Source organism: Sphingobacterium allocomposti, assembly GCF_008124885.1.
Classification (GTDB): domain Bacteria; phylum Bacteroidota; class Bacteroidia; order Sphingobacteriales; family Sphingobacteriaceae; genus Sphingobacterium; species Sphingobacterium allocomposti.
This window is the reverse complement of record NZ_VNHX01000004.1, coordinates 116,707-128,423: the sequence shown is the minus strand read 5'-3', so window position 1 is coordinate 128,423 and position 11,717 is coordinate 116,707. Positions and strand designations below refer to the sequence as shown.

11 protein-coding genes are annotated in these 11,717 nt (G+C 47.1%); 10 read left to right on the top strand and 1 reads right to left on the bottom strand.

Annotation, left to right across the window (positions count from 1 at the left end; genetic code table 11):
* The first annotated feature begins 43 nt into the window (after nucleotides 1–43).
* From BC792_RS04605 to BC792_RS18295, 6 genes are all read left to right on the top strand, one after another.
* The gene (locus BC792_RS04605) at nucleotides 44–1,513 is read left to right on the top strand and encodes a SusD/RagB family nutrient-binding outer membrane lipoprotein (protein WP_148907816.1); all 1,470 of its coding nucleotides are present in this window, start codon (nucleotides 44–46) and stop codon (nucleotides 1,511–1,513) included.
* A gap of 42 nt (nucleotides 1,514–1,555) precedes the next feature.
* Nucleotides 1,556–3,103, top strand: a complete 1,548-nt coding sequence (locus BC792_RS04600; RefSeq protein ID WP_148907815.1) for a DUF5689 domain-containing protein — start codon at nucleotides 1,556–1,558, stop codon at nucleotides 3,101–3,103.
* 120 nt (nucleotides 3,104–3,223) lie between these two features.
* Nucleotides 3,224–4,930 (top strand): calcineurin-like phosphoesterase C-terminal domain-containing protein, encoded by a 1,707-nt coding sequence (locus tag BC792_RS04595; protein ID WP_148907814.1) that lies wholly within the window; start codon nucleotides 3,224–3,226, stop codon nucleotides 4,928–4,930.
* A 107-nt stretch (nucleotides 4,931–5,037) separates the two neighbouring features.
* A complete protein-coding gene (locus tag BC792_RS04590; protein WP_148907813.1) occupies nucleotides 5,038–5,874 on the top strand; it encodes a glycerophosphodiester phosphodiesterase family protein in 837 nt (278 codons plus the stop codon).
* Between the two features lie 14 nt (nucleotides 5,875–5,888).
* Complete coding sequence (gene glpT / locus BC792_RS04585; RefSeq protein WP_148907812.1) at nucleotides 5,889–7,226, top strand: glycerol-3-phosphate transporter; 1,338 nt, start codon at nucleotides 5,889–5,891, stop codon at nucleotides 7,224–7,226.
* Nucleotides 7,227–7,345: 119 nt separating this feature from the next.
* Nucleotides 7,346–7,492: a hypothetical protein gene (locus tag BC792_RS18295; protein WP_170249955.1), complete on the top strand. Its 147-nt coding sequence runs from the start codon at nucleotides 7,346–7,348 to the stop codon at nucleotides 7,490–7,492.
* Here BC792_RS18295 and BC792_RS04580 read toward each other — a convergent pair.
* Nucleotides 7,489–8,340 (bottom strand): mechanosensitive ion channel family protein, encoded by an 852-nt coding sequence (locus BC792_RS04580; protein ID WP_148907811.1) that lies wholly within the window; start codon nucleotides 8,338–8,340, stop codon nucleotides 7,489–7,491. The genes BC792_RS18295 and BC792_RS04580 overlap by 4 nt on opposite strands.
* Nucleotides 8,341–8,405: 65 nt before the next feature.
* On the opposite strand from BC792_RS04580, the gene BC792_RS04575 reads away from it, so the two are divergent.
* The 4 genes from BC792_RS04575 (at nucleotide 8,406) to BC792_RS04560 (ending at nucleotide 11,673) form a co-directional block, all read left to right on the top strand.
* Nucleotides 8,406–9,578: a cysteine desulfurase family protein gene (locus BC792_RS04575; protein WP_148907810.1), complete on the top strand. Its 1,173-nt coding sequence runs from the start codon at nucleotides 8,406–8,408 to the stop codon at nucleotides 9,576–9,578.
* Nucleotides 9,579–9,673: 95 nt separating this feature from the next.
* A complete protein-coding gene (locus tag BC792_RS04570; protein WP_148907908.1) occupies nucleotides 9,674–10,000 on the top strand; it encodes a HesB/IscA family protein in 327 nt (108 codons plus the stop codon).
* Nucleotides 10,001–10,179: 179 nt separating this feature from the next.
* Nucleotides 10,180–11,184: an aspartate--ammonia ligase gene (gene asnA / locus BC792_RS04565; RefSeq protein WP_148907809.1), complete on the top strand. Its 1,005-nt coding sequence runs from the start codon at nucleotides 10,180–10,182 to the stop codon at nucleotides 11,182–11,184.
* A 60-nt stretch (nucleotides 11,185–11,244) separates the two neighbouring features.
* On the top strand, nucleotides 11,245–11,673 hold the full coding sequence (locus tag BC792_RS04560; RefSeq protein ID WP_148907808.1) for a hypothetical protein: 429 nt from the start codon (nucleotides 11,245–11,247) through the stop codon (nucleotides 11,671–11,673).
* Nucleotides 11,674–11,717: the final 44 nt, after the last annotated feature.

Here is an 11,717-nt window from a genome sequence, read left to right as displayed (position 1 = left end):
TGCTTCAATCTGGATGCGCCATATGGTCGTAAATTATTCACATATGAAAAAGAAACTTATTTTTAAAACGATATATCTATTAGGACTTGGGCTGACTACCTGTGTGTTTTCAACGTCTTGTAATAAGGATTTCAAGGAGATTAATACCAATCCTAACACCAGCCCCAAAGTGCAGCCTAATAATCTGTTGGCACCTGCAATTACGAAGGTTGTGGGATATAATATGAACCGTAGCCAGCGGATAACAAACGAACTTATGCAGGTAACCGTTAACATGGGCGACGGCGAAGGACGTATATTCCGATACGATGTACGGGTTTCGGAAGCCGATTACCTTTGGAATAACTGGTACCTCCAGCTGCGTAACTTTCGCGACATTTATGAATTTGCAGAAGAACTCAATCAACCGGCGTATATGGGCGTTGCCCAGATCTGCGAGGCATGGATTTTCTCGATGCTGACGGATACCTATGGTGATGTCCCTTTCTCAGAAGCTCTGCAAGGAAAAGATCTCAACCAGTTTATGCCTGTGTTCGACAGGCAGCAAGATATTTACCCCCAACTTTTCGCTAAATTGGAAGAGGCCAACGAACTATTAAAAGGAATTCCTGCTACCGGCGCCATCTCTGAATTGGCCGATCCTGTCTTTGGCGGGGATGCCACGAAATGGCGCAGGTTCGGAAATTCACTCTATTTAAGACTGGCACTGCGGGTTGCCCATAAAACTGAACTCAATTCATCTGCCATTATCACGAAAATTGTCGACACCTCCCCAGCAGAATATCCGATAATGGCAAGCAACGACGACTCAGCTATTTTGCGCTGGACAGGCTCCGCCCCCTATGTTTCGCCGTTTGCAACGTGGCGGCCTGCGGATTGGTACACACCAAAATCGGCAAGCTTTTTTATCGACAATCTCAACAAACGTAGCGATCCTCGAATTCAAAAATGGGCGACACTCGTCGATGGAGACTATGCCGGGATTCCCAGCGGGTATCCCGTCGGACAGCCGCCGGTTGCTAAATCCACCCTTCCAACGTCTTTGTTGTCTGAACCGTTATTAGGAAACATTATGAACTACGGCGAATTGCAACTTATCCTCGCAGAGGCAGCCGTCAAAGGTTGGATTAATAGTAAACCGGCTCGCGAGTATTATGAAAGCGGAACGGTCGCAGGAATAGAACTATGGGGCTTCGACGTGCCCTCCTATTATCTGACGGGCGAACATGTCGTATGGAGCGACACATACTCAGATGAAGAAAAAATGGAACTTATCCATATCCAGAAATACTACGCTCTTTTCTTTACGGACCTGCAGTCCTGGTTCGAGTATAGACGGACCGGCCATCCCGTACTTCCTATAGCATCGGGACATCTGAACAATGGACAAATGCCAGCCCGGCTCAATTATCCAGTGTATGTACAGTCTACCAACAGGGAAAACTATCGGGCAGCCGTGGCAGAGCAAGGTGCAGACAATATCAATACGTTGGTCTGGTGGCAACGCCCCTAATTGTTAGAAATGAAGAAGTTAAACTCATCAATAAATAAACAGATGAAAAAGAATCTATTATACACCCTCCTATTGCCGATATGCGTCGTTTTGATGCTTTCCTGCGAAAAAAGAGACTTTATCGATGGTCAATTAAGTCCGTATATCGCAATTGAGGATATTCGGATGATCCATAAAGGTGAAGATGTACAACTAAACGCCCAAAATCTTCTTGAGGCTAAAATGACCGCCGGCGTTGTTATCTCCGACCACCAAGCGGGTAATGCGCCGGCCGGAATGATTGTCATCCAGCAGTGGAGACAAGGCTCGAAACTGCACGGTATCAGCCTCAAAATAGGTGCCGATGCCTCCAAGTATAGTCCCGGCGATTCCGTGCTCGTCCACATTGATAACAAGATTTTGAGACGGGATGGCTATCTGTATATCGACAACGTCACGGCAGCCGATATCGAAGTTGTGGGCAGGGTTGACAACCTGATGCGCAGAATCATCACCGGCGCAGCCGCTTATCAACGTCCAAACGAGTTTGAAAGTACCATCGTACGTGTCATTGGCGGGGAGATGCATCCACGGCCTACCGAGGGCGAAACATTTTCAGGGACGAAACAAATGCTGAGTGGAGCAGATACATTGCTCATACAGACGACGGCCTCCGCCAGTCACGCTGCCATGCAGGTACCCCGTAATGTTAATGTCACCGGAATATTCCTTCAAGCACCCGGCACACCCAGCCGCATTAGTATCTGGCCACGATATACACAGGATATTGAAGACGTCTCTGATCCCGAAATCCCGGAGGAATTGGGCGAACGGCCGATCATTATCACGGGGTTCTGCAATGACCCTTCCGGAGGAGATGGTAACTACGAGTACATCCAGCTTATGGCCAATACCGATATCGATTTTTCGGAAATTCCGTTTTCTTTAGTGACTTCGAACAATGCGGGCACGGTGCTGCATACGGCAGGATGGGCCACGGGCGCTAACAGAACTTACAAATTCAATATAACCGAGGGATCGGTGAAGAAAGGCGACATCTTCTATGTCGGCGGCACCAACAAACGCATTAACGGCGCAAACTCTACCTCTATCCAAGAAGCAAATTGGATAAAAACGATAGCCTACCATACTCAAATCGGTGACGGGGTCGGCAATGCCTCCTCCAACCTTTTGGCCAATAGCGGTAACGCCGCGGGTATAGCCGTTTTCGTGGGCACGAACGTATCCGACAAATCGGTTCCTATTGACGTTATTTTCTACGGGGGCACAGCGACCGCATCCGTCATAGACGTTGAACAAGGCATTGGATATCGAATAACGAACAACGACCATTATGCGCAGTATATTCAAGAAACAGGCGAACTCACGCCGTTCTTTTCTATGGGCGAGGGTAAAAACGACTTTAGGTTCCCTCACCATGGCGGTGTAACAAACACGGACGTGGGCTACTTCTTTAAACTGGGAGGCGAATTCAATCCAACGACCCGCGAGTGGATATCTCCGCGCGCGCACACGCTGGTCCACCTGGAAAAGAACGCGACACTTAGTGAAATAGAAACCGGCGAAGGCATGACCAGACACATAGAATAACAAAACTAAAAACAGATACAACTTGCTTAAGCGGGTTGTATCTGTTTACTAATATCAGGCTTTAGGCGCTTCCAATGACAGTAAGCGCTGGCACAACGCACCGATGCAAAAAACTTTAGAATGACGCTATATTATCTAACCCTACTACCGTATATACTACTTTTCACCGTCACGGGAGGAAAGCAAGGCGGAATTGCGCTACAGGAAGCCAAACATTCTCAATCGATCCATCATTCCGTGCTTGCACGAATATCCCACGTTCCGTCTTTTCAAAAAACAACAATCCGGGGCAAAGTACACCATCAAGGCAAGGGCATTCCCGATGCCGTGGTATCCGATGGAATCCTCGTAACAAAAACGGATAAAAACGGCAATTACCAACTCCCTTCCGATAAACAAAATGGCTATGTCTTTATCTCCGTACCCCGTAACTACGAGGTACCTGTGGTAAGAACGGTCCCTCAATTTTTTCAGATACTTTCCAAAGACGCAAACGAACTGGAGACAAAAGATTTTGAGCTTTTTCCTTCCACCTCTGACAAGCACGTCATTGCGTTCCTGGCGGATATGCATTTGGCAAATAGAAATGATGATCTCCAACAGTTTAAGAAGGGCTTCTTAAATGATATTAAGCAACTGGCCGCTCAATATAAGGCGGCAGGCACGAAATTTTATGCACTGACATTAGGCGATCAGTCCTGGGACGTATATTGGTACAAAAACAGCTTCGGGCTACCCGAGTATTTACGTCAGATGGAATCCCTTGATTTTCCTGTATTCAACACGATCGGTAATCACGACAATGACCCTTACATAGCGAACGATTGGCTTTCAGAAGCGGCTTACCGCCACACCCTTGGCCCAACGTACTATTCATTTAATATAGGCGAGGTTCATTATGTCGTCTTAGACAATGTCGTCTTTAAAAACTCGGGCGGAGCGCCGGGGACAATAGGCGACCGCAGCTATGAGGCGGAAATCACCGATCGCCAAATTGCCTGGTTAGAACGGGATCTGGCGATGCTCGCCGACACTAAAACGCCAATTGTGCTGGCCATGCATATTCCTCTTCATAGTAATCCGAGATTAGGAAACGCCAATATCGTTTTAAAGAATGCGGGTCGCTTACAGAATACTCTTCAACGTTTCAGCAACATAAAAATATTTACCGGACATACGCACATCAATTATCGCATTGCTGACGTGCACAGCGCGCTCGACGAATATAATATCGGCGCGGTCAGCGCGACATGGTGGTGGACCGGCCGCAAACATGGCGCAGGAAACCATGTGTGCAAGGATGGTAGCCCAGGAGGATACGCGGTAATGGAAACCGACCGCTCCCGACAAGCTATATATTACAAAAGCATTGGCTACGGAAAAGATTATCAATTTCGCGCTTACGACTTAAACACGGTACATATAACAGCGAACGGATTTGCTCCAAAAGCAGACTCCGTACATCAGGCGATGGTCAAGGATTATGCGGCCGAATATACATCACCCAATAAGTCCAACCAGATTTTGCTCAATATCTGGGGCTACAGACCCGGCTGGAAAATTAAAGTCAAGGAGAATGGCAAGGTACTTCCGGTCAAGCAGGTCCATCAAAAAGACCCCCTCCATGTAATATCTTATACGATGGTTCGTCTGAACGCCAACGCGACTCCTACACCGGCTTTTTTGTCAGTGAACACGTCTCACCTGTTTGTAGCACAAGCAACAAAGGCCAACACAACGCTGGATATATCAGTGACAGATGACAACGGTCATGAATTTAAGGAAACGATGGTCCGACCTAAGCCATTTCACCATCAGATGCATTAAGAAAGTTAATTATGATAAGCACGAACAAGCTTCAAACAACCTGCGCATTTGCTGTCCTATTCTTAGGTACAGCATGCACCATTCTAACACAAAAAAAGCAAACTCCTATGCAAGGCGATACAATAGCATTCCCCGTATTTTCCTATGAAGGACATCGAGGGGCCCGGGGGCTCTATCCGGAGAACTCTATCGGCGCAATGAAGACGGCGATTGATCTGCCGAAAGTGACGACGCTGGAAATGGATTGCCATATCACCAAGGACAAAAAAGTTGTCGTCTATCATGACGACTCCTTAAATCCCAAATTTGTCCAATACAAAAACGGGGAGCCACTCGCAGGTAAAGACATCAAGGGAATCATTTACAGTTACACCTATCATGAACTCGGGGCTTTTGACATTGGCAGCAAACCGTATAGCGACTTTCCCGAACAAAAAAAAATCAAAACATCCATCAATCTGTTAAGCGACTTAATTGACGAGGCTGAAGCGTACGCGAGGGAAAAACGGAAAAAGCCCATGTTTTATAATATTGAAACCAAAAGCTCACCCACTAAAGATCACACCTATCACCCCGGCCCAGAGGAATTTTCCGATCTAGTCCTTCAGATCGTTGTCGACAAGGGTATCGCAAGTCGGACCGTAATTCAGTCGTTCGACAAGCGTACCATTCAGTACATCAACAAAGTTTATCCGCAGATTCGAACTTCTTATCTGATCGACGCCAAAAACACGAAGTCGGTCAAAGACCTTGTAGAAGAGCTGGGTTTCACCCCTTTTATTATTAGCCCAAACTTCAGGTTAGTCACGCCAGATTTCCTGACACAGGCTAAACAGCGGGGCATTAAGATTATCCCATGGACGGTAAACGATAAAAACGAAATTAAGCGGTTGACATCAATGGGTGTCGACGGCATCATCAGTGATTACCCAAATCTATTTTAGAAAGACAACAAGATATGCTAAATATATTTAAGCCCGCACCTCACAAAGACCGCCTCCCTTCCGACAAGATTGATGCAACCTATAAAAAGCTGAGAATACAAGTATTTGCCGGCATATTTTTGGGATATGCTGCCTACTATTTTGTCAGAAAAAATTTCTCTTTCGCTGTCAAAGATCTGCAAGACACCTTAGGGTATAGTAAGGCCGAGCTCGGGTTCGCCATGTCTGCTCTTTCCATAGCCTATGGACTCAGTAAATTTTTGATGGGGAATGTTTCCGACCGCAGCAATGCCCGTTATTTTCTTGCTGCCGGATTGGTGTTGTCCTCGTTGACCATGATTCTCATGGGCTTTTTGCCCGTGGCCACTTCTTCCATCGGTATCATCTTCGCCCTTTTATTCATCAACGGCTGGTTCCAGGGTATGGGCTGGCCGCCCTGCGGCAGGGTCGTGGTTCATTGGTACTCCATTAAAGAAAGGGGCACAACCATGTCAATATGGAACCTTGCTCACAATGTAGGAGGGTTCCTGGTCGGCCCATTGACCATCTGGGGAGTGGAGCTGTTTGTAGACTGGCAGGCACGTCTGTACTTCCCAGGTATGGTTGCCATGCTGTTCGCTTTCGTTGTAGTCTTATTGGTACGCGACACGCCGCAGTCCTGCGGACTGCCGCCCGTCGAGGAATATCATAACGATTATGCAAAAACGTACGACGCATCACAGGAAAAGGAACTCAGCGCCACCGAAATCTTCTTCAAATACGTGCTCAACAATAAAATGCTGTGGTTTATCGCTATCGCAAATGCGTTTGTATACCTCGTACGGAACGGAATTATCAACTGGGCCCCCACGTTTTTACAGGAAGCCAAACATTTTTCATCTTCGGAAGCGGCATGGTCTGCCTCTATTTACGAATTGGCGGCCATCCCCGGAACAATCCTCTGCGGTGTATTGAGCGACAAAGTGTTCCGCGGCCGGAGAGCTCCCGTCACGATCATTTACATGGCTCTTACCTTGTGCTCCGTATTTATGTATTGGACATCGCCGATCAACGCCCCTTGGCTGGTGAATGGATCCCTTTGGGCAATCGGCTTTTTAATCTATGGTCCGGTTATGCTGATCGGTGTACAGGCGCTCGATCTTGTTCCCAAAAAGGCAGCCGGAACCGCCGCCGGACTGACAGGACTTTTTGGTTATTTTATTGGAGATCTGTTAGCGAATGCTGCGTTAGGGGCTATCGTCGATAAAAGTGGATGGAATGCAGCATTCGAAGTTATACTGGGCGCCTGCATACTGGCTATCACGTTCACCGCATTTACGTGGAGTCGGGAGCGGAAACTACTGGAGGGGTAGATCATCGGACGGTAGTCTATTAGCTAATATTGATCGCCAACGCAACTGTTCCCGACAAAAATAGCGTCCTGCAAAACGATTTGCAGGACTTTTTGTTATCCCTACATACATCGCGTAGCATGAGAAAAGCAATCTTTAAAACACTGAACAAAATCAATAAGGCTATTTTGCCGAAGCTCTCGGGGAAAGACCCCGCCAAACTTACTAAGTGGCAACAAGCAGTCCTCGCCTACCGTTATTACGTATTGACACGCTCGCTCGATTAGCTGTCCTTAGCGGCGCCGGACGCGGTTGTACTCTCCTGCTTTATACGCATTTCGGTTTGCGGATAAGGTATAGAGATGCCTTTTTCATCCAACGCAATTTTAATTTTCTCCTGTAAGGCGTTATTTGTCGCCCAGAACTGCTCTTTAGTTACCCATCCCCTGATGGTTAAATTTACAGAACTATCAGCCAGATCACTCACGAAAACTTCGGGAGCGGGATTTTTCAATACGCGGTCGTCGCTTTGAATAACCGCAACAATCGTATCCTTGGCTTCTTTAATATTATCTTCATAGGAAACACCGATAACGAACTGAAATCTGCGGGAGAGTATTTTTGTATAGTTTTTAATAACGGAGTTTGCCAGCGTCCCGTTAGGGCTGAAAACCTTGATACCGTCGGCGCTGACCAAGGTGGTGTACAAAATGTCGATCTGCTCCACCGTTCCCTCTGATCCATTATTACTCGATATATAATCGCCCACCTCAAACGGCCGGAACATCAAAATAAGTACACCACCGGCAAAATTGGACAGGCTCCCCTGCAAAGCCATCCCCACAGCCAACCCAAAGGCCGATAAAGCGGCAATAAAAGACGTCGTCTGTATCCCCATCGTGTTCGCCACGGTAAGGATTAGCAAACAATACATCGCAAACCTAACCAGGCTGCTGATAAAGCTTCGGATAGAGCGATCGATATCCTTCTTTTCAAACCTACGTTCCAACATACGTAGCGTAAAACTGATCACATACCGACCGGCAATAAGGATTACCAGGGCAACAATAATACTCGGCATCTTTAGGATAACCAGATCGGTTAGCCGCTCTACACTACGTTCGAGTTTTTCCATGAACAAAAATAAAATTTTCTTAGACCGAATGAATCTTTTAATAATATTTACCCTATCTTTAGCGTATGTCTTGGATATACTTGGACAATAATGCCACCACCAAAATAGATCCGGCCGTCCTGGAAAGCATGCTACCTTTTCTTCAGGAATCTTATGGAAATGCGTCTAGCATACAGCATAAACCCGGCAGGGAAGCCAACCAGGCTATTGAACAGGCCAGGCGCCAGATAGCGCAGAAGTTCAACGTAAAGGATAACGAGATTTTTTTTAACTCAGGTGCGACCGAAGGGATAAATACGGTCCTTAGAGGTGTCGTCGAGACGTATGGTAAAAAGGGCAAACATATCATCACGTGCCAAACAGAGCACAAGGCGGTTTTAAGTACCTGCGCCTATCTGGAAAAACGGGGTGTGGAAGTGTCGTACTTAGCCGTGAATGCTAACGGCGAGATCGATCTACAGCAGCTTCGGGATACAATCCGGAAGGATACGATTCTCGTATGCATTATGGCTGCTAACAATGAGTCTGGCGTCGTACATCCGTATGAGGATATCGCCCGAATATGCCAGGAGCAGGACGTTCTTTATTGTTGCGACGCCACACAGCTGGTAGGCAAGCGGGAGCTTGACCTCGAACGGATACCCATCGATATACTGGTGTTTAGCGCCCACAAGTTCCATGGACCAAAGGGGGTCGGCGGATTATTCATCCGAAGGAAAACTAAACCCATTCAGATTCCAGCACTTGTCAGCGGAGGAAAACAGGAACAAGGGCTCCGCGGAGGCACCTTAAACGTGGCTGCCATCGTGGGGTGTGGAAAAGCCTTGGATATTGCCAGGCCTCATGCGCAAATCAGATCGTACCGGGACTACCTGGAAGAGCAGATCCAGCGCCGGGTACCACAGGTGATTGTCCATGGCAAAGAAGCTGATAGGCTCGACAATACGAGCTATATTGCTTTCCGCCATATACGGTCTGCCGAATTAATGACATCCCTCCCACAGCTTGCCCTATCATCCGGATCAGCTTGCGCATCGGGATTACTGGACCCTTCCCACGTACTCAAAGCCATGGGCGTAAACGACGATGACGCCTTCAGTAGCATCCGTATCAGCCTTAGCAAATTTACCGAACGCGACGAGGTAGAACGTGCCGTAGAGGATATTATTCAAACGGTGTACAACGTACGCCAGCTGTCGCCGATATGGAAGCTGTTTCTGGACGGACTGATAGACTAACGTATTTTGTGACATTTTCTCGACCGGCGCCAGTTGAAAGTAAAAAAAAGATTGACGACTTTTGTAGTCTAAAAGTAGGAAGAACTATGGACGGAATGGTAACCATAACAGATAAAGCAAAAGAACGCATCCAACAGATCATGTTGGAGGAAAACTATGACAGTAGCTATTTTGTGCGGGTAGCGGTAGAAAGTGGCGGTTGTTCAGGCCTGTCTTATAAGCTGAACTTCGACAATGAAGAAAAAAAGGGCGATCAATTTTGCGAGGACAAAGGAATTAAGATATGCCTGGACATCAAATCGTATCTTTATTTGGCGGGTACCGAGCTTGATTATTCGGATGGGCTCAACGGCAAAGGTTTTGAATTTCACAATCCAAACGCCTCGCGTACGTGTGCATGCGGCGAAAGCTTTTCCGTGTAACCTCAAACATACATATTATTACAAATAAAGGCGGTTCTAAGGACCGCCTTTATTTGTAATAATATCTTCAAAATTTTACATAAAAATTTAATAAAATAACTATTTTTGTTGGGAAATTTTATAAAAATACCAACACCTCACTAAATCTGGATTATGGTATTTGAGGGTTAACACATTTTATGGGACGTAACTTATTAAAAACCGAGCAAGCGATAACGTTTGTTAAGGACACTATTTCGAATAAACTGAAACAGGCATTAAACTTAATTCCGGTATCCTCTCCCCTGATCGTACTGGACGGGACGGGAATCAACGACGACCTCAACGGCATCGAACGCCCCGTAAGCTTCCCTATCAAATCGCTGAATGAAAAACGGGCCGTGGTGGTACATTCGCTGGCGAAATGGAAACGGGTACGTTTACGGGAGCTCGGCATCGAGAAGGGCGAAGGTATCCTTACCGATATGCGCGCACTGCGCCCTGACGAAGATTACACCCCGATACACTCAATTTACGTAGACCAATGGGATTGGGAAAAACATATTGATTACACCGACCGGACCTTTGCGTATTTAAAAGAGACCGTCCTAAAGATATACCAATGCCTATATGAAACCGAGCAGGAAGTCGAAAGGCAATACCCGGACAAACGTGCGGTTCTGCCCGAAACCATCCGTTTTATATCAGCAGAGGAACTGCTGTCGAAGTATCCCGATTCAACACCAAAAGAACGGGAGAACGCCATTGCTAAAGAACATGGGGCCGTTTTTATTTACGGCATCGGGGGCGAACTCAGTAATGGGTTCCCGCATGACGGGCGTGCGGCCGACTACGACGACTGGAGTACAGATAACGAAGAAGGTTATCGGGGACTCAACGGGGATATTCTGGTCTGGAATCCGATCCTTAATACGGCTTTCGAATTGTCTTCAATGGGCATCCGCGTTGACAAAATCGCGCTGCTTCGGCAGCTTGAGATTAGAAATAGCATCGACCGGGCCAGTCTGCCTTTTCATAGTATGCTTATACACGACCAACTGCCTCAATCTATTGGCGGAGGGATAGGCCAGTCGAGAGTATGCATGTTTATGCTAAAGAAAGCTCATATCGGCGAAGTGCAGGTGAGTATATGGGACGAGCAACAGAGACAGCAACTGATTCAGCAGGGCATTCATTTGCTTTAATAAGGACTTATTTTCAAACAAATTACAACGCCTTTCGTTATCAGATGAAAGGCGTTGCTCATGAAATATAGATCATACAAACTCTTTTTCCTTCTCGCTTTGGTTGGGTGTCGGCCCTCAAAGACTCCGGAGATGCCGCCCGACACCCTGCCGATCACGGCAGGCCAACACTCGGCTGATAACGGAAGCCGTCTTCAGTTCCAGCGGGAAAAAGCCGCAGGCGCTAAAGATACGTTATCCTTCCGCTTAAATGAGCCAACACTGGTAACAATCAGGATCATCACACCGGGCGATACCGGGAATATCCGTCTCGCACAAATCGTTTCGCCCGACGGCGAAACGGACGGCCCGTTCGGCAAAGCATATACCGACAGTTTACAGATTTCCGGAGTTTACCATATCATTGTCGCAGAAAATCTGATGCAGGAAAGTCTCTACCAGGGAACATACACCGTGCGGGTCGATATGCAGAAAAGCCGTACAGATTAGGTGGGAGCCTTTCCCTTAGGTGTCGCTAGCCGGTCTTCTACCGA

What these genes read in the sequence shown, in the direction of transcription:
- BC792_RS04590 (WP_148907813.1), top strand. Translation starts at nt 5,038, where the DNA reads ATGCAAGGCGATACAATAGCATTCCCCGTATTTTCCTATGAAGGACAT.
- asnA (WP_148907809.1), top strand. Translation starts at nt 10,180, where the DNA reads ATGGGACGTAACTTATTAAAAACCGAGCAAGCGATAACGTTTGTTAAG.
- BC792_RS04580 (WP_148907811.1), bottom strand. Translation starts at nt 8,340, where the DNA reads ATGGAAAAACTCGAACGTAGTGTAGAGCGGCTAACCGATCTGGTTATC.
- BC792_RS18295 (WP_170249955.1), top strand. Translation starts at nt 7,346, where the DNA reads ATGAGAAAAGCAATCTTTAAAACACTGAACAAAATCAATAAGGCTATT.
- BC792_RS04605 (WP_148907816.1), top strand. Translation starts at nt 44, where the DNA reads ATGAAAAAGAAACTTATTTTTAAAACGATATATCTATTAGGACTTGGG.
- BC792_RS04600 (WP_148907815.1), top strand. Translation starts at nt 1,556, where the DNA reads ATGAAAAAGAATCTATTATACACCCTCCTATTGCCGATATGCGTCGTT.
- BC792_RS04570 (WP_148907908.1), top strand. Translation starts at nt 9,674, where the DNA reads ATGGTAACCATAACAGATAAAGCAAAAGAACGCATCCAACAGATCATG.
- glpT (WP_148907812.1), top strand. Translation starts at nt 5,889, where the DNA reads ATGCTAAATATATTTAAGCCCGCACCTCACAAAGACCGCCTCCCTTCC.
- BC792_RS04575 (WP_148907810.1), top strand. Translation starts at nt 8,406, where the DNA reads ATGTCTTGGATATACTTGGACAATAATGCCACCACCAAAATAGATCCG.
- BC792_RS04595 (WP_148907814.1), top strand. Translation starts at nt 3,224, where the DNA reads ATGACGCTATATTATCTAACCCTACTACCGTATATACTACTTTTCACC.
- BC792_RS04560 (WP_148907808.1), top strand. Translation starts at nt 11,245, where the DNA reads ATGAAATATAGATCATACAAACTCTTTTTCCTTCTCGCTTTGGTTGGG.